Source organism: Bradyrhizobium pachyrhizi (genome assembly GCF_029714545.1).
GTDB classification, from domain to species: Bacteria; Pseudomonadota; Alphaproteobacteria; order Rhizobiales; family Xanthobacteraceae; genus Bradyrhizobium; species Bradyrhizobium pachyrhizi.
Genome location: NZ_CP121667.1, coordinates 4,200,659 through 4,227,003, shown reverse-complemented (window position 1 = coordinate 4,227,003; position 26,345 = coordinate 4,200,659). Strand labels below are relative to the sequence as shown.

Genomic DNA, 26,345 nt, shown 5'->3' with positions numbered 1-26,345 from the left:
ATGCAATTCAGAAGTGCCGATCCATCGGTGGTCAAATCGATCACGCAGCGGGTGCTGCTGAACGCCTGGCTGCGCGCGCTGCGTATGCCGGACGCGCTTCCCCTGCTGTGCGACTTCCACATCGAGGACACCGCCGACGAGCGCGCCGACATGATGAGCTTCGACGTGGTCGGCGGTGGCGAGGCCGCGCGTTTCCTGATCACGCAGGAAGGCGCGAGGCTGACGACGGCCTATGGCAACGAGCACGTCGAGTCGCGGCTGCGCACCAACCGCTATCTTGACGATGCGATCGGACCCGAGCGCTACGCGGGGGTCATCCTGTCATATCGTGCCTGCCTGGCGCGCAAGCGCCCGACCTACACCGTTGCGACGGTCGCCGACGCCGACGGCAGGGAGGTTTCCTATGAACGGCTGCTCTTGCCGTTCGGACGCGGCGATGCCGTCGAGCACATCATCGGCTCCTACAAGGCGATCAGCATCGAAGGCCGCTTTCGGCTGCGCAATCTGATGGGTGTGGCTGCGAAGTCGGCCCCGGTGGTCACGGAGCGGGCGGTGATCGACCGCAGGTTCGTCCCGACGGATCGTCCGGCGAGCCATGAATCAGCCGAGTTGATCTAGACGCGTCGCTTCACGCGAAGCGGTCACCCCATCGCTGGAAGCGCCCCTAGCCTTTCTTGCGCGCCTTCGCCGGTACTTCCTTGGCGTAGATGTCCGGCTTGAAGCCGACCACGCGCCTCAGTCCGAGATCGAGCACCGGACGCTTGATCATCGAGGGCTGCTCGGCCATCAGCGCCAGCGCCTTGCGCTCGTTCAAGCCTTCCTTGTCGGCATCGGGCAGCTTCTTGAAGGTGGTGCCGGCGCGATTGAGCAGCGTCTCCCAGCCGACCTCGTCGCTCCACTGCTTGAGCTTGTCCTTGGCGATCCCGGCGGTCTTGTAGTCGTGGAAGTCGTAGGCAACGCCGTGATCGTCGAGCCAGCTGCGCGCCTTCTTCATGGTGTCGCAGTTCTTGATGCCGTAGATGGTGATGGTCAAAGCCGTTCCCCGCATGCGATTGCCGCGGGGAAACTAGCCCCGCGGCAATCCCGGCGCCAGATCGGAGCCATCAGGTCTCCACACGGATATTGCCGGCGTTCAATGCGCGTAATGGGTAAAGACGAAATCGTGATCGCTGGCGTGGGCCTCGTGGCAGGCGAAACAGGTCTCGTGCTGGGCGGCGTCGACCGGCTTGCCGTCGATGAAGCGGCCGAAACCCCAGCCGCCGGTGGAGGCATATTTGGCGGAGTCCTTGACCATGACCTGCACGGTTGTCGCGGGCCCCGTGATGAAGGCGCCGTCGAGGCCTGCAACCGGCTTGCGCTTCCAGGCGAGCTTGACCAGCACGGTGCCGTCGGGGAATCGCGCGGCGCCGTCCTGATACGCCTTCACGGCGGCCCGGTTGCCGAGCACGCTGCGAAGTTCGTCCAGCCCGGTCTCCTCGCCGACCGCAATCAGCTTCCAGTCGCGATAGCCGTCAGGGATTTTCACGCCGAAGATCGGCGATGCCAGTGCCGCGTCATCGGCGCGCCCAACGGCGAACGGCAGTGCCGCGCTGATGCAGGCTGCCGCGACCGCGGCAGCTGCCCATTTCACATCCTGTCTCATGATCGGCGATCCGCTCCGTCTCAGACCTTGCTGACGTCGATGATGGCCTGGACAAAGGCCTGCGGCGCTTCCTGCGGCAGATTGTGGCCGATGCCGCCGGTCAGCAGCCGATGCTCATAATGGCCGGAGAACTTCCTGGCATAGGCCGCGGGCTCCGGATGCGGCGCGCCGTTGGCATCGCCCTCCATCGTGATGGTAGGGATCGCGATGACGGGCGCCTGGGCGAGCGTCTTCTCGAACGCGTCGTACTTCGCCTCGCCCTCGGCGAGACCAAGCCGCCAGCGGTAATTGTGGATCACGATATCGACATGATCAGGGTTCTCGAAGGCCGCTGCGCTGCGGTCGTAGGTGGCGTCGTCGAACTTCCATTGCGGCGACGCCAGCTGCCAGATCAGCTTGGCAAAGTCATGCCGGTTCTTGGCGTAACCCTCGCGGCCGCGCTCGGTCGCGAAATAGAACTGGTACCACCATTGCAACTCGGCCTTCGGCGGCAGCGGCATCTTGCCGGCCGCCTGGCTGCCGATCAGATAGCCGCTCACCGAAACCATGGCCTTGCAGCGCTCGGGCCAGAGCACCGCCATGATGTTGGCGGTGCGCGCGCCCCAATCATAGCCACCGAGCACGGCCTTCTCGATCTTCAACGCATCCATCAGCGCGATGATGTCGGCGGCGACCGCGACCGGCTGGCCGCTGCGCATGGCGTCGCTGGAGAGGAAGCGCGTCGTGCCGTAGCCGCGCAGATGCGGCACGATCATGCGGTAGCCGGCCTCGGCCAGCGCCGGCGCGACGTCGGCATAGCTATGGATGTCGTAGGGCCAGCCGTGCAGCAGGATCACTGCGGGACCGGACGCAGGCCCCATCTCGACATAACCGGTATCAAGCACGCCGGCATTGATCTGCTTGACCGGACCGACCGTGGTGTGCGCGCCAGCCTTGATCGCAGGCAGCGCCGGCTTGGACTGTGCCTGAGCCGAGCCGATGAAGCCGAGCCTGGAGGCGGCAAGGATCCCGCCGGCGATGCCGAGGAAGCGGCGGCGTTGCTGATTGATGGATTGCGACATGGCGATCTCCTGCGTCTGGTGTCGGGATGAAATATTGCAGAGACCGCCCCCGTCCGCTTTCAGAGGACGTGGATTTGTCCTTCAGACCGTCGTGATTTTGGCTCCGGGCCGCCTGTGCTAGGTTCCGCCACGCATTCAGCCGCCGGCCGCCGGACTCTTCGATTTGACCTACCATTTCAACGACTTGACCCTCGATTCCGAACGCCGTGAGCTGCGCCGTGGCGATGTTCTGGTGGCCGTCGAGCCGCAGGTCTTCGACCTCATCGAGTTCCTGATCCGCGCCCGTGATCGGGTGGTCAGCCGCGACGAGGTGCTGGCCGCCGTCTGGCACGGCCGGATCGTCTCGGAAGCGACGCTGAGCAGCCGGATCAACGCCGCGCGGACCGCGATCGGCGACAATGGCGAGGAGCAGCGGCTGATCCGCACCCTGCCCCGCAAAGGTCTCCGCTTTGTCGGCGATGTCAGGGAGGGCGCCGCGCCCACTCATCCGATCGCGGCCAACGGCACCCCGCCGCGGCCGAGCGAGGGCCCGTCGATCGCGGTGCTGCCCTTCACCAATATGAGCGGCGATCCCGAGCAGGATTATTTCGCCGACGGCATCGCCGAGGATATCACCACCGCGCTCGCGCGTTGCAGCCGCCTCACCGTGATCGCGCGCAACTCCGCCTTCACCTACAAGGGCAAGGCGGTCGACATCCGCCAGGTCGGACGCGATCTCGGCGTCGGCTATGTGCTCGAAGGCAGCGTCCGCCGCGGCGGCGATCGGCTGCGCATCACCGGGCAGCTGATCGACGCCGTCTCCGGTGCGCATCTGTGGGCCGATCGGTTCGATGGCGCAGTGACTGATGTGTTCGACCTGCAGGACCGCATCACCGAGAACGTGGTCGGCGCGATCGAGCCGACCCTGCTCGTCGCGGAAGCCGAGCGGGTGCGGGCAGCGCCGCCCGACAGGCTCGACGCCTACGATCTGCTGCTGCGCGCCTACAGCCTGCGTTACGAGTTCACGCCCGAGAGCATGGAAGCGGCACTCGATTGCCTCGACCAGGCACTGGCGCTCGACCCCGCCTATGCACCGGCGCTGGCGGCCTCCGCCTATTGTCATGCGATGCGCCATGTCCAGGGCTGGCTGAAGCCGAACGATGCCTACCGGGAACGCGCGGTCGCGCAAGCCTGGCGCGCGGTCGAGCTCGCGCCCGGTGACCCGCAGGTGTTGTGGATGGCGGCGTTCGCGATCTGGAACATGGCCGACGAGATCGAGCCCGCGCGCGAATTGTTCGAGCGCTCGCGGGCGATCAACCCGAACTCGGCGATGGCGCTGGTGCTCGGCGGCTGGATCGAGGCGATGCGTGGTAATCAGAAAGCCGGCCGCGCCATGATCGAGCGCGCGCAACGGCTGAACCCGCGCGACCCGCGCGGCTGGTTCGCCGCCGCGGCGCTCGCGATCTGCGCGGTGCTCGACCAGAATTTCGCCGAGGCGGTGATGTGGGCGGACAAGGCGCTGGCCCAGAACCGACGTTTCGCGGTGGCGCTGCGCGTCCTGATCGTGGCGCTGGTCAAGACCGGCGACAGCGAGCGCGCGACCCAGATCGCGCGCGAGCTGCTCAAGGTGGATCCGGAGTTCACGATCTCCGGCTTCCTGTCGCGGATTCCGTTTCCGGTGCAATCGATGTCCGCGACTTATCGTGAAACCCTCAAGGCAGCCGGCGTCCCGGACTGACGCCGCTCCGAGGACGCGACGATCATTCACCCGTGGCACGCCGCGCGGCCTGCTTGGCAGCATCGGCCTGATGGGAGTCCATTCGTGGCGCACGATTCGGCCCCTTCGGTTCAGGATTTGAATCATGGCCCGGCAGTGAGGCTCAATGAGCCTGCGCCGACGGGAGCGGTCGCGATGTAGCCGAAAGCGGACGCATTATGCTCACGTCGAGTTTGACCCCGAAGCGGACATTCGTTGATCTAAATCAACCCCAAGCTGCCGGCCGTTTATTTCAGTGTCAGTATGTGGCCCGTGCGTCGAGCCCGTCTGGAGGATCGATCATGAATTTGTCCGCCCTGATGTTGTCTACTGCTGCGTTGACCTTGCTCACAACGCTGCCCTCGATAGCGCAGCAGACGACCGGAGCAGCGGGTTCGCCCGGCGCTACGATCACAATCGACGGCAAGCAGCTTCCCCCCGAACCTCCGAAGTTCGGCGGCGTGATCAACGAAACCGCCAAAGACTCAAAGCCCTACTGGCCACCGTCCGTCGTGCCGCCCAAAGGCGCGCCAAACGTACTGCTGATCATGACCGACGACCAAGGTTATGGTGTGTCGGGTACGTTCGGTGGCGTCGTTCCGACCCCTGCGATGGATCGTGTCGCCAAGGCCGGCTTGCGCTATACGCAATTTCACTCGACAGCACTTTGCTCGCCGACGCGGGCGGCACTAATTACCGGTCGTAACCACCACTCTGTCGGGTTTGGCGTGATCGGTGAAATGTCGACCGGTTATCCCGGATACGATTCCGTCATCGGACCTGAGAGCGCGACAATCGGGACGATTCTGCGGGACAATGGCTTTGCGACCTCATGGTTCGGTAAGAACCACAACACGCCGACCTATACGTACAGCTCGGCGGGGCCGTTCGATCAATGGCCGATCGGCATGGGATTTGAGTATTTTTACGGGTTCATGGGCGGCGAGACGGACCAATGGACGCCCTATCTGTTTCGTAACACGACCCAGGTATTTCCGTGGATCGGCAAGCAAAACTACAACCTCATCACGGATATGGCGGACGACGCCATCAACTACATGAACGGATTGAACGCCGCCGCTCCCGACAAACCGTTCTTCGTCTACTACGTGCCCGGAGGAACGCATTCGCCGCATCAGCCGAAAAAGGAATGGATAGACAAGTTCAAGGGCAAGTTCGACATGGGTTGGGAGAAGCTGCGTGAGCAGATTTTCTCCAACCAGAAAAAGCTCGGCGTAATCCCGGCTAACACCCAGCTCACCCCATGGCCCGACACGTTGCCGAAGTGGGACTCGCTGTCATTGATTCAGAAGAAACTATATGCGCGCGAGGCCGAGGTATTTGCCGGCTACGCGGCATATACCGACTATGAGATCGGCCGCGTCATCCAGGCCGTCCAGGACATGGGCAAGCTCGATAACACGCTGATCATTTACATCAGTGGTGACAACGGCACTAGCGCCGAAGGGACGTTGGAAGGCACTCCGAACCAGATGACCGCCTACAACGGCGTGTTGAAATTGCCCGAAGCCGAGCTGATGCTCCATTACGAGAATTGGGGCTCCGACAAGACCTACCCGCACATGTCGGTGGCATGGTCCTGGGCCTTCGACACGCCGTTCAAATGGACCAAGCAGGTGGCATCGCATTTCGGCGGCACCCGGCAGGGTATGGCCATCTCATGGCCCGGACACATCAAGGATGTCGGCGGCATTCGCTCCCAGTTCCACCACATGATCGACATCGTGCCGACCATTCTTGAAGCCACAGGCATCCAAGCTCCGACGACGGTGAACGGAATTGCTCAAAAGCCCATCGAGGGCGTGAGCATGGCTTACACGTTCGACCAGGCCAATGCCAACGCGCCGTCGAAACGCGACACCCAGTACTTCGAGATGTTCGCCAACCGCGGAATCTATCACGATGGTTGGTATGCATGCACGACGCCGCCGGCGCCGCCCTGGCTTCTGGGAACGGCCAAGCTACCTGAGATCAGCGACTACAAGTGGGAACTCTACAACATCGCGGACGACTATTCGCAAAACAACGACCTTGCCGGTCAGAATCCCGACAAGCTGAAGGAGATGCAGGCGTTGTTCCTGGCGGAGGCAGCCAAATTTCAGGTCTTGCCTTTGGATAATTCAGTTCTGCCGCGCCTCATCACACCGCGGCCGAGCGCCACCGCGGGACGGACCGTCTTCACGTATACAGGTTTCAATTCCGGTATTCCGGTCGATAACGCGCCAAGCCTCTTAAACAAAGACTTCAAGATCACTGCCGAGATCACGGTCCCACCGGGCGGGGCCGAGGGCATGATCGCAACGCTTGGCGGCCGCTTCGCCGGGTATGGCCTATACCTGCTGAAAGGCAAGCCCGTCTTTGTCTACAACATGCTGGATCTGAAACGGTATCGCTGGGAAGCCGGCGTAGGAGCGCGCGACTGGCTCGGCTCGCCGCTCAAGCCGGGCAAGCATACGATCGTGTTCGATTTCAAATATGATGGGCCCGGCTTCGGCAAAGGCGGCACCGGGGTACTCTCGGTAGACGGCAAAGAGATTTCCCGCAAGTCGATGCCGCACTCGATTGCGTTCCTGATGGCCATCGACGAGTCTTTCGACATCGGCTCCGATACCCGGACCGGCGTGGATGACAGCTACAAGCTGCCATTCCAGTTCACCGGGAAGATCGACAAGCTGACCTTCAACCTCGGGGCAACGCAACTATCGAGCGATGAGCAGAAGGTAATGCGGCACGCGCTTGAAAAAGCCAGGGATTGAACTGACCTTTCGCTGATTACAAGCCCGCGATTGGCACGAGGCGGAAACAATCAACCGCGAGTCGACGTCTGCTACAGGCCCTTTCGGCGATCTCGGGAGATATCCGCTTCTCCGCCGCTGATGGGGGCTAAGCGGACATCGGGCGCCAGCCGCTCGATGAGTACACGGCCCAGGCAGTAGACTTGTAAGCCCGGAGCCACAGCCGGATTGAAGCGAAACACTACAATCCCGGTGATCTTGCCGCCCAGGCCTTGGTGGCCTGGCAGCTTTCCATCGCTCGGAGGTAGGCAGGGCGTACCGTCGTGCGGGCGAGATAGTCCCGCTCGGTCGGACCGGGGACGTAGTTTCCGGTTCGCAGGCCGAGCAGCAGGGCGTAGCTCACCGAGATATCGGCAGCCGTGAAGCGGTCGCCGGCGAGATAGGGGCAATCCGCGAGGCGGCGGATAACCAGCCCCAGCCGGCTCTCGAAGGTCTCGCGTGCCCAGCGGGTCACCCGGGCATCTCGCTCGGCTACGGGCGCCAGTTGGCGACCGACAATGACGGCGTTCATCGGCCCCGCGAGCCCGGCCTCGCCCAAGTGGAGAAATTGCAGATAGGAAGCGAAGGCGGGATCATCAGGGGCGACGGCAAGCGAACCCGAGCCGTGGCGGGCGAGCAGGTACTCGAGAATCCCAATCGATTCGACCATGATTGTCTCGCCGTCCTGCAGTACGGGAATGAAGCCGGCGGGGTTGATCGCGAGGAAATCGCGATCATTCTCGACTGCGAACAGATCGACCGGGCGCAGCCGATACGCCAATCCCAATTCCTCGAGCAGCCAGACAACACGGAAGCCACGACCTTCGCCATAGACGGTGAGCATGGTTAAGCGTTCCTGGATTGGGCTAGTGGATCGAATCTAACGCTTGGTACCTACCCACGACCGTCCTTCCGATTCGTGTAAGAGCACCGCGCCCTTGCCCATTAGCAGACGTTGCGAAGGTCGCAGGAGGGTGAGACTCGGTCACTCACGTTCCAAGACCGGCGGCTTCCATGCGTCGATCGCCGTCTCTGGGTAAATCTGCACCGAGCCAGGCTCGAAGTAGCTCTCGATCGCGTATCCGAGCTTGGTCAAATCCGTACGATACCAACCAACGATTCTACCGCGCCATGATGCTCGCCCCTTCTTTGCAGCATAGTCACCCATTTGAAACTTTGCATCTGGGGGCCACGGATCGACCATCTCGCCTCCGACCGAATTGCCTTAAAAAGAAGACATTTTTGCCGCCCCACCTACGTCCCCAACGGGTCGATTTTGTCCCGTCGATCTCGGTCCGAAACCTGACGTTCGATGAGGCGACAGCATACGATAGGCCGTACCTAGCGGACTAAGTCCAGGCTGCGCAATTTCGGAATATTAGAAGAATATCCCTGAGTTGCCCGACGTGTCAAGTTGTTTGGCTCAACGCCGGCCGCCGCCTACTTTGCATGGGGTTGTTTTCGCTATTTTTGGCAGCGCCCCCCTGCGACGGCCCCATAACTTCATATTACTCTAGCCTGAGCCGCCCGGCTCGAGCGCTTCGCCGAGCTCGAGCGGATGCGCCATGGTCTCGTGCAGCGCCTGCTTGTCGAGCTCCCCTTCCGACAGACTGATCACGACGCAAGCGACGCCGTTGCCGATCAGGTTGGTGAGCGCACGGCACTCGCTCATGAACTTGTCGATGCCGACCAGGATCGCGATCGACTGGATCGGAATGTCGGGCACGATCGACAGCGTCGCGGCGAGCGTGATGAAGCCGGCGCCGGTGACGCCGGAAGCGCCCTTCGAGGTGATCATGGCGATGCCCAGAATGCCGAGCTCCTGCCAGATCGTCAGTTGCGTGTTGGTGGCCTGCGCCAGGAACAGCGTCGCCAGCGTCATGTAGATGTTGGTGCCGTCGAGATTGAAGCTGTAGCCGGTCGGCACCACGAGCCCGACCACCGAGCGCGAGGCGCCGAGATGCTCCATCTTCTGGATCATCTGCGGCAGCACCGTCTCCGACGACGACGTGCCGAGCACGATCAGGAGCTCGTCCTTGATATAGGCGATGAAGCGGATGATCGAGAAGCCGGCGAGCCGTGCGATGGCGCCCAGCACGATCAGGACGAACAAGATGCTGGTGAGATAAAAGGTCGCGATCAGCGCTGCCAGATTCAACAGCGAGCCGAGGCCGTAGGCGCCGACCGTGAAGGCCATTGCGCCGAATGCGCCGAGCGGCGCGACGCGGACGATGATCCGGATGATGCCGAAGAACATCTTGGCGGCCGTGTCGATCGCGGACGCAATCGGCTCGCCGACCTTGCCCATGAGAGCGATGGCGAAGCCCGAGAGGATCGAAATCAGCAGCACCTGCAACAGGTCGCCGCGCGCCACCGCGCCGAGATAGCTGTCCGGAATGATCGCCATCAGATGGGCAACGATGCCCTGCTCTTTGGCCTGCGTGACGTAGTTGGAGACCGATTTCGGATCGATCGTGGAAGGATCGATGTTGAAGCCGTGGCCGGGCTGCAGCAGCTCGCCGACCAGAAGACCGACCGCAAGCGCCACCGTCGACACCGCCTCGAAATAGATCAGCGTCTTCAACCCGACCCGGCCGACGCGCTTGAGATCGCCCATCGAGGAGATGCCGTGTACCACGGTGCAGAAGATGACGGGCGCGATCATCATCTTGATCAGCGCGATGAAGCCGTCGCCCAGCGGCTTCAATTCCTTGCCGAGATTCGGATAGAAATATCCGATCAGGACACCTGCCACGATCGCGATCAGCACCTGAACGTAGAGGATCTTGTACCAGGGCTGATGACGGGGATGGGCAATGGGCTTGATCGCGGCTGTGGTCATGAGGTGCCCCGGCTAGGATGAACTCAACTGGTGATGCCATCTTGGCGGAGCCGCGCGCAAGCGACAATGCCCATTCGTGGCGTCGCGAGCGCACACGAATCTGTCATAGACTGCGCCCGGCTTGCATCGGGAGGCTTGGAGTGGAATTCACGGCATTGTTTCTCACCATCGCCATGCTGGTGGCCTGGCGTGGCCCGCGCCCCGTCGCGATCGGCCTGTTCGCGGTGATCCTGATCGCCTGCGTCGCGACCTTGCTGCACCACGCCACCGACCGTCTCACTTTGTCGTTCTGAGGCCGGCCATGAACGACACCCAGGCCGTCACCCTCAATGCCGTCGCGCTCTATGGGCTGGCGCTGGTACTGGCCGCCGCCTTTGCCGCGCAGCTGCTGCTCCACGAGCTGCCCTGCCCGCTCTGTCTGTTGCAGCGCATCCTGTTCGCACTGTTGGCGATCGGGCCGATCCTCAATATCCGCTTCGGGCCGCGGCCAAGTCATTATGCGTTGTCGCTGCTGACGGCCGTCGTCGGCGCCACGGTCTCGACCCGGCAGGTGCTGCTGCACATCCTCCCCGGCGACGCCGGTTACGGTTCGGCGCTGTTCGGCTATCATTATTATACGTGGGCGCTGATCGGATTCATCGCCGCGATCGTGCTGCTCGCGGCGATGCTGCTGTTGGACCGCCAGTTCGAGCGCCGCGCGGCGCCGGGCAGCTCGCCCGGCGCCTTCGCGCAAGGTGCGGTGTGGCTGGTGGTCGGGCTGACGGCACTGAATGTGCTCTCCACCCTGCTCGAGTGTGGCTTTGCCGCCTGCGCCGACAATCCCATCGTCTATGAGCTGCTGAAGTAGGCTGCTTAGGGCCGTTTCGGAATATTCAATCCGCGCTCCACGGCCGGCCGCTTGAGACCGCGCTCCAGCCAGGCCGCGACCTGCGTGAACTGGTCGAATTCGACGAGCTCGCGCGCACCGTAGAAGCCGATCAGATTGCGCACCCAGCCGAGCATCGAGATGTCGGCGATGCTGTATTCGTCGTCCATGAACCACTGCCGTCCGGCGAGATGCATCTCCATCACGCTGAGCAGGCGCTTCGACTCGGCAACGTAGCGCTGCAGCGGCCGCTTGTCCTCGTAATCCTTGCCGGCGAATTTGTGGAAGAACCCGACCTGGCCAAACATCGGTCCGATGCCGCCCATCTGGAAATGCACCCACTGGATCGCCTGATAGCGGCGCGCCGCGTCCGCTGGCAGCAGCTTGCCGGTCTTGTCGGCGAGATATTGCAGGATGGCGCCGGATTCGAACAATGGCAGCGGCTTGCCGCCTGGACCGTTGGGATCGAGGATCGCCGGGATCTTGCCGTTCGGGTTCAGCGACAGGAACTCCGGCGTCTTCTGGTCATCCTTGTTGAAGTCGACGAGATGGACCTCGTAAGGCAGCCCGATCTCCTCGAGCATGATCGAGACCTTCACGCCGTTCGGCGTCGGCAGCGAATAGAGCTGAAGGCGGTCCGGATGCTGGGTGGGCCAGCGTTTTGTGATGGGAAAGGCAGACAAGTCGGTCATGTCGACATTCTTTGCAGGGTTGTTGCTTTGCACGGTTGTTGTTGGATGGCTAATGTACGGAGCTCAGTGAAAGCCGCAAGGTCTGCAACCGGCCATGAACGATCAACAGACAGGCGCAACAACAGGCGCAACGCTCGGCCTCTCCGACGACGAACTCGCAACGCACCCGACCGTGTTCGCGGCTGATGCGCTCGCCGGTCAGGTGGTCGTGGTGTCCGGCGGCGCCGGCGGCATCGGCCGCGCCATCGCATGGCTGTTCGCGCGGCTCGGCGCACATGTCGTGATCGCCGGCCGCAATGCCGACAAGCTCGATGCGCTGGTCGATCATCTCGGCCATCGGGGGCTCAAGGCGTCCGCGCATGTCGCCGACATCAAGGATCCCGACGCGGTCAATGCGATGTTCGAGGCGCTGTGGACCGAGCACGGCCGTGTCGATCATCTCGTCAACAGCGCCGGCGGCCAGTTCCCGCAAGCTGCGATCGACGTCTCGATCAAGGGCTGGAATGCGGTCATCAACACCAACCTCAACGGTACCTGGTACATGATGCAGGCCGCGGCGCAGCGCTGGCGCGACCGCAAGCATCCCGGCAGCATCGTCAATATCGTCGTGGTCACGACGCACGGCCTCTACGGCATTGCGCACTCGATCGCGGCACGCTCCGGCGTGATCGGCCTGTCGCGCGCGCTCGCGGTCGAATGGGCGCCGCTGAACATCCGCATCAACTGCATCGCGCCCGGCGCGATCGAGACCGAGGGCTGGAACGTTTACAGCGAAGCGGCGCGCGCCGCCTACCCGCGCTCCAATCCGATGATGCGCCCGGGCACGCCATGGGACATTGCGGAGGCAACCATCTACCTCGCCGCGCCCTCCGGCAAGTTCGTCACCGGCGAGACGCTGACCGTCGACGGCGGCGGCCAGCATTGGGGCGAGACCTGGACGACCGGCAAGCCCGACTATTTCAGTGGCGGCGAATAACGCACGCATGCCGGTCGCCTGACGCGCTTCCGTCACTTGCCGTCGTCGAAGCTGACGATGACGGCGGCGTTCGCGATCAGAATCGGGTCGTTGCCGAGATCAGACGGAATCTCGAGCCCACCCGCGATCGCCTTCACGGTCTTGGTGCCATAGGGCAATTCCTTCGCGACCGCTGCGGTATCGATATCTTCGGGATTCGGCACGGCAATCGTGACGTCGACGAACATGTCGTTGGCGGTCTTGCCGAGCATGCGGAAGAAGCCGAGACTGGAATGACGGATGGCGTCCGAGACGGCCCGCTTGGCGGCCTTGGTGGCGTCGCGGCCGTGGACGTCGACGCCCATGCCCATTTCGGTGATACAGCGCACGCGTGTCATGAAGGTTCCTGCTGTCGTTGGCGTGAGAGACCGTCACTCCTTCGGCCCCTGCGCGCGCGGCGTCAAGCCGGGTCCCTCGCCTCGCTTACGCTGTTGTGATCGCCCCGCGCCAGCATCCACGCCGCGAGACCGGCAAGGATCGCCGCGGCCACCACCATGACGCAAGCCGCGCCCCAGCCCCATGCCGAGACCACGGCGCCGACCGCGATCGGACCGGTGACCTGGCCGAAATTGCTGCCCGTCATCAACAGGCCCATCATGACAGGCACCATCGCCGCCGATCGCGCCGCGGCGGGTGCGGTTGCCAGCAACGTCGCCGGGATCAGGCCGCCGATCGCGGAGAACAAAAGGCACAGCCAGAATGCGCCCCAGCCGCCGAGCACCGGCAGGAAGATTCCGAGCGCGGACGCGCCCATCACGAATGCCGCCACGGCAATCAGCAAATTGCGGCTGACGCCGCGCGCAAGCAGATGACCGGCGGCGAGATTGCCGACGACGTTGCCGGCCGCGGCCAACGCACTGAGCCCGCCGGCGCCTTGGCTGGACACGCCAAGCCGCTCGGTCAGCAGGATCGGCAGGAAGCTGAACAACGCAAAGAACATCAGGCTGTAGAGCGCAAACAGCACCATCAGAAGCGCCGGGGTGCGGCGCTGTGCCAGCGCGGTGGCTTCCCGCATCAGGCCGCTCCGCGCCGCGCCGGTCCGCGATGCCACTTCAGGCACGATGAGGCCGGCTAGGATGAACAGCACGGCAACAAAGGCGGCACTGGCCCACCAGATCGTGCGCCAGCCATCGAAGATCGGTCCGGCGACCAGGGCCAGCGCGATCCCGAACGGCATCACGCAGCTCCACACCGCCATGGTGACGTCACGTGCGCTGACATCGACGACGCGATCGAGCAATGCGGGGGCCGCGACCATCACCAGAAGGAAGCCGAGCCCTTCCAGCATGCGCGATGCCAATAGCACCGCGAGCTGTGGCGCGAGCGCGCCCGAGCCTGCCCCCAGCGTGATCGCCGCGAGCCCGCACAGCAGCACCCTGCGCGTGCCAACCGCGGCAATCACCACGCCCGCCGGAACGCTGCCGACAAGCCCGAGGACCGCAAAGATGCCGGCGATCGTTCCGACCGCGGCAAGGTCGATGCCGAGGCTCTGCTGCAGCATCGAGGCGGCAATCGGAACCTTGCCGACCTGCAGCGCCGCGCCGATCCCGCAACCGATCACGATGGCGACCGTGGCCCATCGCTTCGCCTCGCTCTGCTGCATCACGGCCGTCTCGATCGTCATGCGTCCACTCCGCCCCTGGCTCACGGCACAGAGATAGCGTTTCCCGACCATCGACAGGAGTGATAGTTTTGCATCCGATTGATCGATTTCATAGATCATGCTCGACAACCTGACGCTCGATCAGATCCGCACCTTTGTCGCCATCGCCGAGAGCGGCAGCTTTCGCGCCGCCGCGACCAAACTGGCGCGGGTGCAATCCGCGGTCAGTCATGCCATCGCCAACCTCGAGGCCGAGCTCGGGCTCACGCTGTTCGACCGCTCCAGCCATCGCCCGGCGCTGACGGCCGAGGGCAAGGCACTGCTGGGCAACGCGCGCGACCTGCTGCTGCGTGTCGACGCGATGCGGGCGCGGGCACGCAGCCTGGGCGATGGCGTGGAATCGGAACTCTCGCTGGTGGTCGATACGCTGTTTCCGATCGCCGCCGTCGGCGCGGCGCTGACGGAAATGCGGGCGGCCTATCCGTCTGTCAGCGTGCGGCTCGCGGTCGAACCGATGGGCGGTCCGATCGCCGGCTTGACCGAACGGCGCAGCGCGCTCGCCGTCACGGTCGGCGAGGATTTTCGCGATCCCCGTCTTGCGCTCGATGCGATCTGTGCGGTGCAGATCGTCGCCGTCTCCTCCGCAAGCCATCCGCTCGCGCGCCGCGGCCGCAAGAGCGTGGCGGATCTCGCCGATCATCTCCAGATCGTGCTGTCGGATCCGACCCCGCTGTCGGAAGGCCGTAGCTTCGGCGTGCTCTCGCCGCAGATATGCAGGGTGAGCAATCAGGACACCAAGCACGCCATGATCCTGGCGGGGCTCGGCTGGGGCCGGCTGCCGCTCTGGCAGGTGGCGCGCGACCTGAAGGAGCGCCGCCTGGTGCGGGTCGAAACCGGCGCGCTCGGCCGCAACGCCGCGCTTGCAATGGAGGCCTATCTCGCCCACCGGCTCGATGAACCGCTGGGACCTGCGGCACGCGCGTTTGCCGATGCATTGACGCGGATCGCGGCGGGCACGCATGCGCCGAAGACCAGGGCGAAGACGGCGAAGAAACACTGAGCCGCGGCGATCGCTCGCCCGGCCCTGTGGCGGCCGTCCGCAAGCGCCTCAGTCCTCGATCTCACCGCTGCGGATCGCGAGCCGAATGGCCTGCGCTGTCGTGGCGACGCCGAGCCGAAGCCGCGCACGTCGCAAATGGTTCTCGACCGTGCGTTCCGACAGGCCGAGCGATGCCGCGATGTCGGCCTGGCGACGTCCCGCGGAGGTCCAGCGCAACACCTCGCGCTCCCGCGGCGACAGGCTCGACGCACCGTTCGGCTCGTGGGCTTCCATCAGCCCGCGGGCGGCGCGGAAGGCCGCCGCACCGATCATGGTCAGCGCCGCACGCGTCCGCGCCGACGCATCGATCCGCGTCCCGGCGAAGCTCATCGCGCCTTCAAGGCCGGTGCGCCCGAACACCGGAACCTGCAGCCCATGGAAACCGGGCCCGCGCGGCGTGCGCACCACGCGGTACTTCTCGCCGCGCGCCGACATCACCTTGGTCCAGAAAAACGCCTGGTCCACATCGAGGAAATTGCGCGTCACCGGACAATGCCGGACATAGGTCTCGGCATCGACGGTCACGCCTTTGCCGAACCAGTCGCCTTCGACCCAGTAGATCCGGTCAACCAGGTCCTCGCGTGCCGGCGACGCCGAGAACATCACGAACCGGTCGTAGCCGAGCGGCAGGCTCGCGGACCGCACCGCCGCCTGGATCGCGGGCAAGCTCTCGCTGCCCTCGATCGCAACCACGGCTTCGATGTAGCGGTCCATGCGGTACCATCGTGTCTTGCGGAAGGCCGATCGTGCGGCCCAGCGCGTTGAGGATTTTCCCTCAAGCGAGACCGGCCTGCAAGGCGCGCGACATTGAGCCGCCACCGGCGGCGCGGCGGGGTGCGCCGCGCCCGCAGCTTGAGCCGCCGACCGCTCAGCGCCCGCCGAGCGTATCGAGCAGCGCCTTTGCGGCAGCCTTGCCGACATTATTGGCGGCGAAGGGGCTGTCACCGGTGATCAGCTTGCGATCCTGATGGGTCTTGCCCGTGATGTCCTTGTTCAAGATCTCGACGCCGAACGCCTGCAACTGTTCGCCGAATGCCCAGGTCAGCGCGCCCGGCATGTAGCCGATATCGGGCGTGGTCCGATCGATGGCGTCGGGAAATGCGCAGATCTTGTAGCCCTTGAAGGGATAGTCGCCCTTGGCTTCGCCGACCGCGGACGCCAGCAACGCCGCCGGGCCATGGCAAAGCGAGATGATGTGCTTGTCGTTGTCGAGCGCCCATTTCAGGGCGGCCTTCACGTCGGTGCTTTCGGGCAAGCCGATCAGCGCACCATGGCCGCCGGGAATGAACACCGCGATATAGTCGGAATCCTTGCCGAGCTTTTTTTCGATCACGTCGGAGAGCTTCAGCGGCTGCTTCAGCCTGGGGAGATATTTCTGGTAGATGCTCTTGACCGCGTCGTCCTCCTTCGGAAACGCCCAGAGCTCGAATTTGACCGGATTACCCGACACGGTCGCAATATCGAATTCGAAGCCCGCCTTGTCGAGGTGATACATCGGCAACAAGGTCTCAACGGGATGGTTGCCGGTCGAGAACATCGTGCCGTTCTGCAACAGCAGATAGCGCTCGTCCGCGGCGATCATCAGAATTTTCCAGCGGCCGCCCCTGTAGGCGTTGGGGTAGTCCGCGCCGGAGAGATCCGACTTGGCCGAGGTGAATTGCCCAAGCGAGTAAGGCGACGGAAAGAAAGCGTTGTTCTCCGCCGGATCGGGTACGGGACGCTTGTCCTGGGATTGCTCGGACATCGAGATATCCTCTCTCATCGTGTTGCGATCCGGCAAAGGTAAGCACGAGATCCGCGATGAGGAATGAGGGATTTCCCTCAACCCACTCTGCCGGGCATCCCTACCCTTGCTTCTGCAACACCGTGATGTGCAGGCGGCGGCGGACCTCCATGCCCTGGCGACGATAGAGCGCGATCGCCGAGACATTGCTGGTGAAGACGTGCAGGAATGGAATTTCGCCGCGCGCCACGATCTGGCCGGCGACCGCCGACAGCAGCGCCTGCGCGTAGCCGCGGCCGCGATGCTCCGGATGCACGCAGACGGCGGTCATCTCGGTGTAGTTCCCCGGCTTCATCCGTTCGCCGGTCATCGCGACCAGTTCGCCATTGATACGGATGCCGAAAAAGCTGCCGAGCTCATGCGTCCGCGCACTGAACGGGCCGGGCTTTGTCAGTTCCGTCAACGCCATCATCTCCGGAACATCGGCAGCGCCGAGCGTGACGATCTCGACGCCGGGCGCAGAATGGTCCGCGGGCACGCCGATCATCTGCTCGCCGGTCTCGGCCAGCAGCACCTTGAACTGCGGCGGCACCGGGACAGGATCGGGCGTGAACAGCACCGCGACGTCAGGTCCCGACAGCAGCGCACCGAGCGCGGCAAAGCTCCGTGGCGACATGTCGACCATGTCGGCGAAGGGTGCGATCGCAAGCGGAAAGCGCCTTGCATCGGCGCCGCCTTCCGCCAACTCGCGTTGTCTCGTGGTCAGCGCGCTCCAGATCGGGCGATCGAGCGGATGAATGGGCGGGACTTCGGACATGCGGCGCTTCGCTCCTGATTTTCCTCGAACAGAGCAAGAAGCGCCGGCAAAATCCAGCATGGCATGGTGTGGTTGCGGCTCACAATCACGACAGCAGGTGAAAACCCCGCTACGCCACCTTCAGGCAGAGCTCGGTGCCACCCTTGAGCGGCAGCGTGATCGACACGAAGCCGTTGTCGGGATCGCGTACGAATTCCAGGAAATCCGCCTCGGCATTGTCGTTCATGACGTAGCCGCCGACGCGCAGCTGCGGCGCGACGATCTCGATCACCTGGCGCGCCAGCGTCGGGCCCTTGTCGCCCGGCCAGCCGTCGATCAGGATGAAGTCGACGGGACCACCGAGATCGCGCAACGTCTTGCGCGCATCGCCCTCGCGGATGTCGGCGTAATCGGCAAGGCCAGCGTCTGCGAGATTGCGCTTCGCCGCTGCGACCTTGGCCGGCACGATCTCCGATCCGATCACGGTGCCGCCGCCATTGTCGCGCATCGCAGCTGCGAAATAGAGCGTCGACATTCCGACCGAGGTCGCGAATTCGGCGACGCGCTTGGCGCGCAGGCCGCGGCACAACAGATAGATGAGTTCGCCCTGCTCCGGGTGGATCGAGAATCCCTGCTCGGCGTAGTCGTGCGGGTCGCGGCTGCCGCTCTGCATCGGATTGCCGCGCACGGGCGCCCGGCGGGTGGCCTGCAGACGCTCGATGACGGCGGTGACGCGGGCATCACGGATCGCGCTGTGCGGTTCGGCGTTGTACAAGAAAGGTCTCGTTTGCTGCGACGGCGTCATTGCTGCAGGATCTCAGCGGCCGCGCGGTCGAGGATCTTTGCGATCCGCCGCGCCTCCGCGGCATCGCAGCCGCGCTTCTGGCGCAGCGCGCTCTTCAGCGCGTGACGGGCGCGGTGTACCTCGTCGGACGCTTCGCCATCGAGATCGCTCACGCCGGCGAAGGCTTCGCGCACCTCCTCCATGCGGCGGCCGATCCGCGACAGCGCCTCGAGGATGGTATCCGCGGTCGTGCGGTTCTCGCCGAGATACGTTCTGCCCTGCTCGGTGATGCTGTAGAGCTTGCGCGCGGCGTCCTGGGTGACGCTGGCATGGCCGATTTCCTCGAGGAATGTCAGCGCCGGATAGATCACGCCCGGGCTCGGGCTGTAGAAGCCGTCCGACCGCTCCTCGATCCTCTTGATCAGCTCGTAGCCGTGAGCCGGCTGCTCGCCGAGCAGCGCCAGGATCACGAGTTGCAGGTCCTGCGACGAGAGCCGCCGCGATCCCGGAAAATCACCGCCGCCACCCCGCCCGAAGAAGCCATGGCCTCCGCGGCCAAAGCGGTGCCCGCCCCCGCCGTGCCGGCCCATGGCGAAGAACCCGAACCGGAAGCCGTCATCGTCCCGGTCGCGAAACATCGATCGTCTCATTTGTTCATTCCTTACTGAAAACATATCTTACGATATATCTACAGATGGAGTGAAGACAACCCACATTTTCGTGAAATTTCCGAAATGGGCGGCGACCAGTGCTGGCCAAGGATTGCCGGCCTCGGCCGGGGGGCTTGCCGACCTTCATGCGGCTGGCCTATGGCTTTGAACGCCTTCCAGCCCTGCTACTCATGCGCCCCAAGACCTTCGAAGCCCATTGTCTGCGCCTGCCCGCCGCCACCAAGGTGGTGCAATGGGAAGGCACGTCGGTGTTCAAGGTCGGCGGCAAGATGTTCGCGCTGGCCGGCGGCTACATCGAGAGCACCGGCGGCTTCATGTTCAAGGCCTCGAACATGGCCTATCAGCTGCTGATCGAGCAGGGCCTGGCGCGCCCGGCGCCGTATCTGGCGCGCGCCAAATGGGTGCAGTTGATGGCGAACGACTCCCTGCCCGATGCCGAGCTCAAGGCCTATCTCGACCAGGCGCATGCGCTCATCGTCGAAAAGTTGACGCGGAAGTCGCGCAAAGCGCTCGGGCTCGACTGATCGCCGGAGCCGCAACGCGGTTCAGCTGCCTAGCGGCTTGTCGGAATCGCCCGACAGCAATTTTGGAAACAGCTCCTTGAACGCGAACTTGTCGTCGCCCTTGGCGCGCTCGAAGCGCAGCACGACGTCGAAGCGGCTGCCCTCCCATTTGGTCGGCGGCGTGCCCTTGCTGACCGGGATCAGCGGAAGAATATCGGAGATGATTGCCTTGTGCTCCCAGCACAGCAGCACGACGCCCTTCAGCGCCAGCACCGCAGGCACCAGCCTCGGCTCATCGCCCTTGCCAAAGCTTTCGTTCGGGGTCAGGCCGCGCCGAGCGGCAAGCGCCGAGATCGTCTCGGCCGGACGGCTCGACGGCGGCTGATTGGCCGTGGTGCCCGGTGTCGCAGCATAGATTGCATCGGGCTTGGCATAGTCACCGCCGGCGAGATCGGTGCCGAACAACGCGGTCCACGCGCCCGCACGCTCCCACCCACGGAGCACGAGCGACTCGGTGTCGGAGACGCCATCCGCGGTGAAACCGGGTCCCGGCCAGGAATCGCCCGGCTTCTCGGCATGACGGATGATGAAGAGCGTGAGCGCGTCCATGGGCGGCCTCTCGGGAGAAGATGTGTGGCAGGATCCGGCGTCGGTGACGTCGATCCTATCCCCGATACAGCCTCCGGTTGATGAACCGCATCACAGTTTGCTAAAACTCGCGCGGTACTGCGCCGGCGACACGCCGAGCCGCTCGGTGAACACGATCCGCATCCGGTCGGCCGAACCGAAGCCGCAGTCGAACGCAACCGCCTTCAGCGGCCGGTCTGAGCCCTCGAGCAGCCGGCGTGCGGCGTCAACCCGCGCCCGCTCGACGAATTCATGCGGCGTGATTCCGGTCTCCTGCGCAAAGGCGCGGCCGAAATTGCGCACGCTCATGCCGACGGCTTCCGCCAGCGACTGCAGCGTGTGGCGCTCGCCGACATGCTGCATGACATGCGCCTGCGCGCGCGCAATCGGCGAATCCTCATCGACCGGCGCGGTGAGATAGGGACTGAATTGCGACTGCCCGCCCTGGCGCTGCGCCACCACGACCAGCCGCTTGGCCACCGCGACCGCAACCTGCGGCCCGTGCCGCTCGGCGACCAGCGCGAGCCCGAGATCGATCCCCGCGGTCACGCCGGCCGATGTCATCAGCTGTCCGTCGCGAATGTAGATGCGGTCGAAGATGACCTCGGCTGCCGGGAAGCGCGCCGCCAGAAGCTGCGCATTCTGCCAATGCGTCGTCACCTTGTGGCCGTCGAGCAGCCCGGCATGGCCGAGCGCGAAGGCGCCGGTGCAGATCGAACCATAGAGCTCGGCGCGCGCGGGCGCCCCACGCAGCCACTGTGTCAGTTCGGGATCCGGCGCGGCGTCGGGCAATGCCGGCCCGCCCGCCACCAGCAGGATATCGAACCTCTCCTGTGCCTCGGCGAAGCTGAGATCGGCCGATATCTTCATGCCGTTCGACGCGCGCAGCGGTTCGCAGCCGGCGCCGACCAGCACGGTCTCATAGCCATTCCCCGCGGGCACAAAGCCGTTCGTCTCTGCGAAAACGTCGACGGGGCCCGCGACATCGAGCGCCTGAACCCCTTCGTGAATCGCGATCGCGACTCTCTGAACCGCCATACCTTCTCCCTGCCCGCTGGCGCGAAACGACGTCTGGTTGGCCCGATCCGGCGGCGCGCGATCGTTGCGGGATCGGGCCCAACCGGGCGACAAACGCACCACGGATCGCGCCACCCGGCGATCCGCACACACCGCAGAGACGAGCGCCGGGCTCGCGTGTTCGCACGCCACGACATCGTCTTGCCACATCGAGGAGCGTCTTGAAATGACCGAGATCATCGCCGGCATCCGCGTACCCGACAGCGCGATGGCCCGCGCCGCCACCCAACTGGTGCGCGATACCGAGGACGACCTGCTCTACAATCACAGTCGCCGCGTGTTCTTCTGGGGCGCGCTGACCGGCAACCGCCGCAAGCTGAAATTCGATCCCGAGTTGCTCTATATCGGCGCCATGTTCCACGACATGGGCTTGACCGCAGCGCATGCGAGCCCCGATCTGCGCTTCGAGGTCGACGGCGCCAACGCCGCACGCGACTTCCTCAAGGGCTATGGCGTTCCGGAGCGCGACATCGAGGATGTCTGGACCTCAATCGCCCTGCACACCACGCCTGGCGTCCCCGAGCATATGCGTCCGACCATTGCGCTGGTCACCGCCGGCGTCGAGATGGACGTGCTCGGCATCGCCTACGACGATTTCCCGCACGAGCACCGCGACCATGTCTGCGCGCACCATCCGCGCGAGGCGAACTTCAAGGAGAACATCATCGATCATTTCGCCGCCGGCACCATCAAGAAGCCGCTGACGACCTTCGGCAACGTCAAGGCCGACGTGCTGGCGCTGAAGGACATGAACTACACCAGGATGAACTTCTGCTCGATCATCCTCGGCTCGAAATGGCCGACATGACGCGACGTCAATGGCGGTTGGCGGGACCGTGGTCGGGGCCGGGATCCCGACCGGCGGCCGCCAGCGAGAGCCGGCCCATGTAATGCGCCCAACCCTTGTCATGGCTCTCGCACTGCGCGGCGTTCGGAAGGCCGCTATGGGTCATGCGGAGCAGCGTGCCGTTGTCCTGCTCCATCAGGTCGATCTCGATCAGGCTCGATCCCGGCGGCACTTCCTCGCTGCCCTCCCAGCCGAAGCTGTAGGCGAGACGATGCACCGGCACAACCTCGCGGAACGCTCCGCGCGCGGCGCGGCTGCGATCGCTGCCGAGCCCCTTGAGGAAGTAGAGGCCCCCGGGATGCGTCTCGGTCGCGGCTTCGAGCCCCATCCAGCTCACGATCTTCTGCGGATCGGTCAGAAAGGCGAACACGGTTGCAGCCGGGGCTGCGATCTGGATCTCGCGTTGAACGATGAAGGCTTCAGTCATCGATCCATGCTCCATTGACAGTCGGCGCTCAGGGATAATTCGTGACAAGGGTGGTGCGTCAACCCCATGATGGTGTGATGCAATTGTCCTCGACGTTGAGCTGGCTGGTCGACGCCGCCGCCGAGACCGCGGGCGCCAACCGGTTGTTGGCAGACCTGGGTAGCCACCTTATCACGGATGGCCTGCCGCTTGCCGGCGGCGCTCTGACGCTCGAGGTTCCGCACCCCCTGATTGCAAGACGAACCTGGCTGTGGCGTGCCGACAATGGCGAGGTCATCGAAGCGCTCGGATTCGCACCGGAACAACCCTTTGCGATGCCCGATATGGTGGGATCCGGCGACGCCGGCTGGCGCTGGCTCGGAACTCTCGCGCCCGGCCCGATCCACGAGGGCACGATCGGAACGCGGCCGGATGGCCCGACCCTCGGCTGGATCGGGACACGCGCCTTCACACCTGCCGAGGCGGATCAATTGCGCGAGGCGGCGCGGTTCATGGCCGCGCCGCTCGCCGCGCTCGCGGCGCGCGCGACACTGACGGCGGCGCTGGAGGCCTATCTCGGCCGGCGCAGCGCGGCGCGCGTGCTGGCATCGCCATTGCGTCGCAATACCGGCGAAACCATCCGGGCGGCACTGCTGTTCGCCGACCTCCGCGGCTTCACCGCGCTGTCGGAAAGCCATCCGCCTGCCGAGGTGATCGCGGCGCTCGATGCCTGGTTCGACCGCATCGCCGGCGCCATCCACGCCTTCGGCGGCGAGGTGTTGAAATTCATCGGTGACGGCCTGCTTGCGATCTTTCCGGTCACGACCAGCGCGCGCAGCGCATCCGAGGCGGCATTGCGCGCGGTGTCGGCGGCGCGCGTCGGCATGGCGCATCTCGATGCAGAGCGACGCAAGCAGGGCTTGCCGCCGTTGCCATTCGGCGCGGCGCTGCATCTCGGCGAGGTGCACTGGGGCAATATCGGCGCCGCCGACCGCCTCGACTTCACCGCGATCGGTGCCGCGGTCAATCTGGTGAGCCGGCTCGAAGGGCTGTGCAAGCCGCTGGAGCAGACCGTGCTGGTTTCGGGCGCCCTCGCCGCCGAGACCGAGACGCCGCTGGTCGCGCTCGGCAGTCATGACTTGCGCGGCATCGCGCGGCCATGCGCGGTCTTCACTTTGCCGGAGAGCTGAGCCAGTCATCTGAACAGGCGCAGCCATGGCGCCAGATGAAATGCGCTCATCAGCGCGTACATCGGGACCATGCCCTGCAATGACAGCGGTCCCTGCATCGCGCCGCAGATCATGTCGGCCGGCGCCATCGCGGCAATCAGCGCCATCACGGCGAAGGTCGGCGCCGCCGCCAGCGACAGAAAGCGCGCCACGATGGGCCCACGTCCGCTGAGCCGCCTCCTCGCCCAATCTTCTCGTGTTTCGAAACCGGTCATCGTTCGATCTCTCTGGAGATGATCCATGTCGTCATGTGCTAGGTTAGGACCGGGCCTCGGAGGGTGAGAGTGACAAGTGTGTCGGGATTCGAATGGATTCGCTGATCATAGCTGCGGCGCGCGCGCTCGCGGCGGGTGATCCCCTCGGCGCACTGAAACGGGTAGCCCTGCGCGACGATGCGCCGGCGCTGGCGCTGCGCGGCATCGCGATGGCCCGGCTCGGCGATTTCGCCCGCGCCAAGGAGCTGTTGCGGCGTGCAGGACGCGCCTTCGGCCCGCGCGAAGCGGTCGCGCGGGCGCGCTGCGTGGTGGCGGAGGCCGAGATCGCGCTGGTGTCGCGCGACCTTTCCTTCCCCGGGAAGAGCCTCGCCGCGGCGCGCGCAACGCTCGCAGCACGAGGCGATGCACTCAACGCCGCCCATGCCGGCTATCTCGAAATCCGCCGCCTGCTGCTGATCGGGAGCCTCGATGCGGCCGAGCGCATGCTTGCTGGCCTCGACCCTGCGCCGTTCCCGCCGGCGCTGCGGGTCGGCCATGAATTGGTCGTCGCCGGAATCGCGATGCGGCGGTTGCGGACCAGGCCGGCACGCGAAGCGCTGGCCCGCGCAAGGGAAGCAGCACGCCGCGCCGGCATCGCCGAGCTCGCGGCCGAGGTCGAAAGCACTGCGCGCCTGCTGGCGACGCCCGCGGCGCGTCTGATTGCGCGCGGCAGCGAGCGGCCGCTGCTGCTCGAGGAGGTCGAGGCGCTGATGGCGTCGAAGGCGCTCGTCATCGATGCCTGCCGCTACGTCGTGCGCGATATCGGCACGACGGTCTCGCTGACCCGCCGGCCGGTGCTGTTCGCGCTCGCCCGCGCGCTGGGCGAAGCGTGGCCGCAGGACGTGTCGCGCGGCACGCTGATCGCGCGGGCGTTTCGCGGCAAGCACGCCGATGAATCACACCGGGCGCGGCTGCGGGTCGAGATCGGACGGCTGCGCCGGGCGCTGCGGCCGCTAGCCGATCTCAGCGCGACGCCGGACGGCTTTGTGCTCCAGCCGCATGGCCGGCGCGAGGTGACCGTGCTGGCGCTGCCGGTCGAGGAGGAGCATGCCGCGGTGCTGGCCTTTCTCGCCGACGGCGAGGCCTGGTCGAGCTCGGCGCTGTCGGTCGCGCTGGGGGCGAGCCAGCGCACCGTGCAGCGCGCGCTCGACGCGCTGGCCGCCACCGGCAAGGTGCAGTCGGTCGGCCGTGCCCGCGCCCGGCGCTGGATGACGCCGCCGGTGCCGGGATTCACGACGACCTTGTTACTCCCTGCCCCGCTGCCGAACGGCTAGCATCGGGGCGCAATCGGAAGCGTTTTCGAGCGAAGCGGATACCGGTTCGCGTGAAGAAAACGCGTCAAAACAGGATTCTGGAGCCTCGATTCTGATTCAATCAGAACCGAAGCTCCAGGCGACAGGAGCGCACATGAAAAAGGCCACGGCCGAGATCATCCGGGAATACGGCCCCTTCGACGGCGTCGAGAACGTCGGCGGCGTCAGCTTCGACGGCGAGCAGGTCTGGTTCGCGGCCGGCGACCGCCTGGTCGCCTTCGATCCCGACAGCGGCAACACCACCCGCACCCTCGATATCGCGGCTCATGCCGGCACCGCCTTCGACGGCAAGCACCTCTATCAGATCGCCGAGGACCGCATTCTGAAGATCGAGCCGAACAGCGGGCGCGTGATATCCACCATCCCCTCGCCCGGCGGCGGCCGCGACTCGGGCCTCGCCTGGGCGGAGGGCTCGCTGTGGGTCGGCCAGTATCGCGACCGCACCATCGTTCAGGTCGATCCGGAAACCGGCAAGGTTCTGCGCACCATCGAAAGCAACCGGTTCGTCACCGGCGTCTCCTGGGTCGATGGCGAACTCTGGCACGGCACCTGGGAAGGCGATGAAAGCGACGTGCGGCGCATCGACCCGCAGACCGGCGAGGTCATCGAACGGCTGGAGATGCCGCAGGGCGTGTTCGTGTCTGGCCTCGAGTCCGACGGCGCCGACCGCTTCTTCTGCGGCAGCGGCTCCGCCAACAACAAGGTGCGTGCCATCCGGCGGCCGAAGCGCAGCCGCGCGTGAAGCAGATCGCTTCACGCACGCACC

Annotated in this window: 30 protein-coding genes; 12 read left to right on the top strand and 18 right to left on the bottom strand. The window is 65.0% G+C overall.

Features of this window, described 5'->3' with window-relative positions; all coding sequences use genetic code 11:
• Positions 1 to 618: a hypothetical protein gene (locus tag QA639_RS19385; RefSeq protein WP_283090475.1), complete on the top strand. Its 618-nt coding sequence runs from the start codon at positions 1 to 3 to the stop codon at positions 616 to 618.
• A 46-nt stretch (positions 619 to 664) separates the two neighbouring features.
• Here QA639_RS19385 and QA639_RS19380 read toward each other — a convergent pair whose 3' ends face one another.
• From QA639_RS19380 to QA639_RS19370, 3 genes are all read right to left on the bottom strand, one after another.
• Positions 665 to 1,033, bottom strand: a complete 369-nt coding sequence (locus QA639_RS19380) for an ArsC family reductase (protein WP_283090474.1) — start codon at positions 1,031 to 1,033, stop codon at positions 665 to 667.
• Positions 1,034 to 1,132: 99 nt separating this feature from the next.
• Positions 1,133 to 1,642, bottom strand: coding sequence for a cytochrome P460 family protein (locus QA639_RS19375; protein WP_283090473.1), 510 nt, complete (start codon positions 1,640 to 1,642; stop codon positions 1,133 to 1,135).
• Positions 1,643 to 1,662: 20 nt separating this feature from the next.
• A complete protein-coding gene (locus QA639_RS19370; protein ID WP_283090472.1) occupies positions 1,663 to 2,703 on the bottom strand; it encodes an alpha/beta fold hydrolase in 1,041 nt (346 codons plus the stop codon).
• A 163-nt stretch (positions 2,704 to 2,866) separates the two neighbouring features.
• Between QA639_RS19370 and QA639_RS19365 the strand changes: the two genes are divergently transcribed.
• Positions 2,867 to 4,420 carry a winged helix-turn-helix domain-containing tetratricopeptide repeat protein gene (locus tag QA639_RS19365; protein ID WP_283090471.1) on the top strand — a complete coding sequence of 518 codons (1,554 nt, stop codon included), beginning with the start codon at positions 2,867 to 2,869 and terminating at the stop codon, positions 4,418 to 4,420.
• 320 nt (positions 4,421 to 4,740) lie between these two features.
• Positions 4,741 to 7,215: an arylsulfatase gene (locus QA639_RS19360; protein ID WP_283090470.1), complete on the top strand. Its 2,475-nt coding sequence runs from the start codon at positions 4,741 to 4,743 to the stop codon at positions 7,213 to 7,215.
• Between the two features lie 220 nt (positions 7,216 to 7,435).
• Here the strand turns inward: QA639_RS19360 and QA639_RS19355 are convergent, their stop codons facing one another.
• The 3 genes from QA639_RS19355 to QA639_RS19345 all read right to left on the bottom strand — a co-directional run bounded on the left by QA639_RS19355 (position 7,436) and on the right by QA639_RS19345 (position 10,075).
• The gene (locus tag QA639_RS19355) at positions 7,436 to 8,077 is read right to left on the bottom strand and encodes a glutathione S-transferase family protein (protein ID WP_157344646.1); all 642 of its coding nucleotides are present in this window, start codon (positions 8,075 to 8,077) and stop codon (positions 7,436 to 7,438) included.
• A gap of 141 nt (positions 8,078 to 8,218) precedes the next feature.
• Complete coding sequence (locus QA639_RS19350) at positions 8,219 to 8,437, bottom strand: hypothetical protein (protein ID WP_063616606.1); 219 nt, start codon at positions 8,435 to 8,437, stop codon at positions 8,219 to 8,221.
• 309 nt (positions 8,438 to 8,746) lie between these two features.
• Positions 8,747 to 10,075 (bottom strand): dicarboxylate/amino acid:cation symporter, encoded by a 1,329-nt coding sequence (locus tag QA639_RS19345; RefSeq protein ID WP_283090469.1) that lies wholly within the window; start codon positions 10,073 to 10,075, stop codon positions 8,747 to 8,749.
• Positions 10,076 to 10,215: 140 nt separating this feature from the next.
• Here QA639_RS19345 and QA639_RS19340 point away from each other — a divergent pair, with 140 nt between their 5' ends.
• The gene (locus QA639_RS19340) at positions 10,216 to 10,368 is read left to right on the top strand and encodes a DUF5993 family protein (RefSeq protein ID WP_283090468.1); all 153 of its coding nucleotides are present in this window, start codon (positions 10,216 to 10,218) and stop codon (positions 10,366 to 10,368) included.
• 8 nt (positions 10,369 to 10,376) lie between these two features.
• Positions 10,377 to 10,922, top strand: coding sequence for a disulfide bond formation protein B (locus tag QA639_RS19335; protein WP_028335115.1), 546 nt, complete (start codon positions 10,377 to 10,379; stop codon positions 10,920 to 10,922).
• A gap of 5 nt (positions 10,923 to 10,927) precedes the next feature.
• Here the strand turns inward: QA639_RS19335 and QA639_RS19330 are convergent, their stop codons facing one another.
• The gene (locus QA639_RS19330; RefSeq protein ID WP_028335114.1) at positions 10,928 to 11,632 is read right to left on the bottom strand and encodes a glutathione S-transferase family protein; all 705 of its coding nucleotides are present in this window, start codon (positions 11,630 to 11,632) and stop codon (positions 10,928 to 10,930) included.
• 94 nt (positions 11,633 to 11,726) lie between these two features.
• On the opposite strand from QA639_RS19330, the gene QA639_RS19325 reads away from it, so the two are divergent.
• Positions 11,727 to 12,608, top strand: a complete 882-nt coding sequence (locus tag QA639_RS19325; RefSeq protein WP_283090467.1) for an SDR family oxidoreductase — start codon at positions 11,727 to 11,729, stop codon at positions 12,606 to 12,608.
• Positions 12,609 to 12,640: 32 nt separating this feature from the next.
• On the opposite strand, the gene QA639_RS19320 is transcribed toward QA639_RS19325, so the two are convergent.
• Together QA639_RS19320 and QA639_RS19315 are read right to left on the bottom strand one after the other, a co-directional pair.
• A complete protein-coding gene (locus tag QA639_RS19320) occupies positions 12,641 to 12,985 on the bottom strand; it encodes a Lin0512 family protein (RefSeq protein ID WP_050386677.1) in 345 nt (114 codons plus the stop codon).
• Between the two features lie 62 nt (positions 12,986 to 13,047).
• Positions 13,048 to 14,271, bottom strand: coding sequence for an MFS transporter (locus QA639_RS19315; RefSeq protein ID WP_283090466.1), 1,224 nt, complete (start codon positions 14,269 to 14,271; stop codon positions 13,048 to 13,050).
• A 97-nt stretch (positions 14,272 to 14,368) separates the two neighbouring features.
• Between QA639_RS19315 and QA639_RS19310 the strand changes: the two genes are divergently transcribed.
• Positions 14,369 to 15,310, top strand: coding sequence for a LysR family transcriptional regulator (locus QA639_RS19310; RefSeq protein WP_283090465.1), 942 nt, complete (start codon positions 14,369 to 14,371; stop codon positions 15,308 to 15,310).
• 48 nt (positions 15,311 to 15,358) lie between these two features.
• On the opposite strand, the gene QA639_RS19305 is transcribed toward QA639_RS19310, so the two are convergent.
• The 5 genes from QA639_RS19305 to QA639_RS19285 all read right to left on the bottom strand — a co-directional run bounded on the left by QA639_RS19305 (position 15,359) and on the right by QA639_RS19285 (position 19,302).
• Positions 15,359 to 16,063, bottom strand: a complete 705-nt coding sequence (locus tag QA639_RS19305; protein ID WP_028335109.1) for a PA1136 family autoinducer-binding transcriptional regulator — start codon at positions 16,061 to 16,063, stop codon at positions 15,359 to 15,361.
• Positions 16,064 to 16,217: 154 nt separating this feature from the next.
• On the bottom strand, positions 16,218 to 17,093 hold the full coding sequence (hchA, locus tag QA639_RS19300) for a glyoxalase III HchA (RefSeq protein ID WP_283090464.1): 876 nt from the start codon (positions 17,091 to 17,093) through the stop codon (positions 16,218 to 16,220).
• A 100-nt stretch (positions 17,094 to 17,193) separates the two neighbouring features.
• Positions 17,194 to 17,889 carry a GNAT family N-acetyltransferase gene (locus QA639_RS19295; RefSeq protein ID WP_050386680.1) on the bottom strand — a complete coding sequence of 232 codons (696 nt, stop codon included), beginning with the start codon at positions 17,887 to 17,889 and terminating at the stop codon, positions 17,194 to 17,196.
• 109 nt (positions 17,890 to 17,998) lie between these two features.
• The gene (locus tag QA639_RS19290; RefSeq protein ID WP_283090463.1) at positions 17,999 to 18,643 is read right to left on the bottom strand and encodes an O-methyltransferase; all 645 of its coding nucleotides are present in this window, start codon (positions 18,641 to 18,643) and stop codon (positions 17,999 to 18,001) included.
• Positions 18,644 to 18,669: 26 nt separating this feature from the next.
• Complete coding sequence (locus tag QA639_RS19285; protein WP_244978577.1) at positions 18,670 to 19,302, bottom strand: PadR family transcriptional regulator; 633 nt, start codon at positions 19,300 to 19,302, stop codon at positions 18,670 to 18,672.
• Between the two features lie 191 nt (positions 19,303 to 19,493).
• On the opposite strand from QA639_RS19285, the gene QA639_RS19280 reads away from it, so the two are divergent.
• Positions 19,494 to 19,847: an MmcQ/YjbR family DNA-binding protein gene (locus QA639_RS19280; RefSeq protein WP_283090602.1), complete on the top strand. Its 354-nt coding sequence runs from the start codon at positions 19,494 to 19,496 to the stop codon at positions 19,845 to 19,847.
• Between the two features lie 21 nt (positions 19,848 to 19,868).
• On the opposite strand, the gene QA639_RS19275 is transcribed toward QA639_RS19280, so the two are convergent.
• Entirely contained in the window at positions 19,869 to 20,435 is a 567-nt protein-coding gene (locus tag QA639_RS19275) for a histidine phosphatase family protein (RefSeq protein WP_157344656.1), read from the bottom strand.
• A 90-nt stretch (positions 20,436 to 20,525) separates the two neighbouring features.
• Complete coding sequence (locus QA639_RS19270) at positions 20,526 to 21,491, bottom strand: GlxA family transcriptional regulator (RefSeq protein ID WP_283090462.1); 966 nt, start codon at positions 21,489 to 21,491, stop codon at positions 20,526 to 20,528.
• 205 nt (positions 21,492 to 21,696) lie between these two features.
• Here QA639_RS19270 and QA639_RS19265 point away from each other — a divergent pair, with 205 nt between their 5' ends.
• Positions 21,697 to 22,338, top strand: a complete 642-nt coding sequence (locus tag QA639_RS19265) for an HD domain-containing protein (protein ID WP_028335102.1) — start codon at positions 21,697 to 21,699, stop codon at positions 22,336 to 22,338.
• A gap of 7 nt (positions 22,339 to 22,345) precedes the next feature.
• Here QA639_RS19265 and QA639_RS19260 read toward each other — a convergent pair whose 3' ends face one another.
• Complete coding sequence (locus tag QA639_RS19260; protein WP_028335101.1) at positions 22,346 to 22,804, bottom strand: SRPBCC family protein; 459 nt, start codon at positions 22,802 to 22,804, stop codon at positions 22,346 to 22,348.
• A gap of 77 nt (positions 22,805 to 22,881) precedes the next feature.
• On the opposite strand from QA639_RS19260, the gene QA639_RS19255 reads away from it, so the two are divergent.
• Positions 22,882 to 23,973 (top strand): adenylate/guanylate cyclase domain-containing protein, encoded by a 1,092-nt coding sequence (locus tag QA639_RS19255; protein ID WP_157344660.1) that lies wholly within the window; start codon positions 22,882 to 22,884, stop codon positions 23,971 to 23,973.
• A gap of 5 nt (positions 23,974 to 23,978) precedes the next feature.
• Here the strand turns inward: QA639_RS19255 and QA639_RS19250 are convergent, their stop codons facing one another.
• Positions 23,979 to 24,164, bottom strand: coding sequence for a hypothetical protein (locus QA639_RS19250; RefSeq protein ID WP_050386687.1), 186 nt, complete (start codon positions 24,162 to 24,164; stop codon positions 23,979 to 23,981).
• A 155-nt stretch (positions 24,165 to 24,319) separates the two neighbouring features.
• On the opposite strand from QA639_RS19250, the gene QA639_RS19245 reads away from it, so the two are divergent.
• Both QA639_RS19245 and QA639_RS19240 read left to right on the top strand, forming a co-directional pair.
• Entirely contained in the window at positions 24,320 to 25,540 is a 1,221-nt protein-coding gene (locus QA639_RS19245; RefSeq protein ID WP_157344662.1) for a helix-turn-helix domain-containing protein, read from the top strand.
• 133 nt (positions 25,541 to 25,673) lie between these two features.
• Complete coding sequence (locus tag QA639_RS19240; RefSeq protein ID WP_157344664.1) at positions 25,674 to 26,321, top strand: Vgb family protein; 648 nt, start codon at positions 25,674 to 25,676, stop codon at positions 26,319 to 26,321.
• The last annotated feature ends 24 nt before the right edge of the window (positions 26,322 to 26,345 follow it).

What these genes read in the sequence shown, in the direction of transcription:
- QA639_RS19350 (WP_063616606.1), bottom strand. Translation starts at nt 8,437, where the DNA reads ATGGTCGATCCGTGGCCCCCAGATGCAAAGTTTCAAATGGGTGACTAT.
- QA639_RS19260 (WP_028335101.1), bottom strand. Translation starts at nt 22,804, where the DNA reads ATGACTGAAGCCTTCATCGTTCAACGCGAGATCCAGATCGCAGCCCCG.
- QA639_RS19305 (WP_028335109.1), bottom strand. Translation starts at nt 16,063, where the DNA reads ATGGACCGCTACATCGAAGCCGTGGTTGCGATCGAGGGCAGCGAGAGC.
- QA639_RS19280 (WP_283090602.1), top strand. Translation starts at nt 19,494, where the DNA reads ATGCGCCCCAAGACCTTCGAAGCCCATTGTCTGCGCCTGCCCGCCGCC.
- QA639_RS19295 (WP_050386680.1), bottom strand. Translation starts at nt 17,889, where the DNA reads ATGTCCGAAGTCCCGCCCATTCATCCGCTCGATCGCCCGATCTGGAGC.
- QA639_RS19370 (WP_283090472.1), bottom strand. Translation starts at nt 2,703, where the DNA reads ATGTCGCAATCCATCAATCAGCAACGCCGCCGCTTCCTCGGCATCGCC.
- QA639_RS19325 (WP_283090467.1), top strand. Translation starts at nt 11,727, where the DNA reads ATGAACGATCAACAGACAGGCGCAACAACAGGCGCAACGCTCGGCCTC.
- QA639_RS19385 (WP_283090475.1), top strand. Translation starts at nt 1, where the DNA reads ATGCAATTCAGAAGTGCCGATCCATCGGTGGTCAAATCGATCACGCAG.
- QA639_RS19345 (WP_283090469.1), bottom strand. Translation starts at nt 10,075, where the DNA reads ATGACCACAGCCGCGATCAAGCCCATTGCCCATCCCCGTCATCAGCCC.
- QA639_RS19265 (WP_028335102.1), top strand. Translation starts at nt 21,697, where the DNA reads ATGACCGAGATCATCGCCGGCATCCGCGTACCCGACAGCGCGATGGCC.
- QA639_RS19275 (WP_157344656.1), bottom strand. Translation starts at nt 20,435, where the DNA reads ATGGACGCGCTCACGCTCTTCATCATCCGTCATGCCGAGAAGCCGGGC.
- QA639_RS19245 (WP_157344662.1), top strand. Translation starts at nt 24,320, where the DNA reads ATGGATTCGCTGATCATAGCTGCGGCGCGCGCGCTCGCGGCGGGTGAT.
- QA639_RS19240 (WP_157344664.1), top strand. Translation starts at nt 25,674, where the DNA reads ATGAAAAAGGCCACGGCCGAGATCATCCGGGAATACGGCCCCTTCGAC.
- QA639_RS19270 (WP_283090462.1), bottom strand. Translation starts at nt 21,491, where the DNA reads ATGGCGGTTCAGAGAGTCGCGATCGCGATTCACGAAGGGGTTCAGGCG.
- hchA (WP_283090464.1), bottom strand. Translation starts at nt 17,093, where the DNA reads ATGTCCGAGCAATCCCAGGACAAGCGTCCCGTACCCGATCCGGCGGAG.
- QA639_RS19375 (WP_283090473.1), bottom strand. Translation starts at nt 1,642, where the DNA reads ATGAGACAGGATGTGAAATGGGCAGCTGCCGCGGTCGCGGCAGCCTGC.
- QA639_RS19360 (WP_283090470.1), top strand. Translation starts at nt 4,741, where the DNA reads ATGAATTTGTCCGCCCTGATGTTGTCTACTGCTGCGTTGACCTTGCTC.
- QA639_RS19310 (WP_283090465.1), top strand. Translation starts at nt 14,369, where the DNA reads ATGCTCGACAACCTGACGCTCGATCAGATCCGCACCTTTGTCGCCATC.
- QA639_RS19285 (WP_244978577.1), bottom strand. Translation starts at nt 19,302, where the DNA reads ATGAGACGATCGATGTTTCGCGACCGGGACGATGACGGCTTCCGGTTC.
- QA639_RS19335 (WP_028335115.1), top strand. Translation starts at nt 10,377, where the DNA reads ATGAACGACACCCAGGCCGTCACCCTCAATGCCGTCGCGCTCTATGGG.
- QA639_RS19330 (WP_028335114.1), bottom strand. Translation starts at nt 11,632, where the DNA reads ATGACCGACTTGTCTGCCTTTCCCATCACAAAACGCTGGCCCACCCAG.
- QA639_RS19355 (WP_157344646.1), bottom strand. Translation starts at nt 8,077, where the DNA reads ATGCTCACCGTCTATGGCGAAGGTCGTGGCTTCCGTGTTGTCTGGCTG.
- QA639_RS19255 (WP_157344660.1), top strand. Translation starts at nt 22,882, where the DNA reads ATGCAATTGTCCTCGACGTTGAGCTGGCTGGTCGACGCCGCCGCCGAG.
- QA639_RS19320 (WP_050386677.1), bottom strand. Translation starts at nt 12,985, where the DNA reads ATGACACGCGTGCGCTGTATCACCGAAATGGGCATGGGCGTCGACGTC.
- QA639_RS19315 (WP_283090466.1), bottom strand. Translation starts at nt 14,271, where the DNA reads ATGACGATCGAGACGGCCGTGATGCAGCAGAGCGAGGCGAAGCGATGG.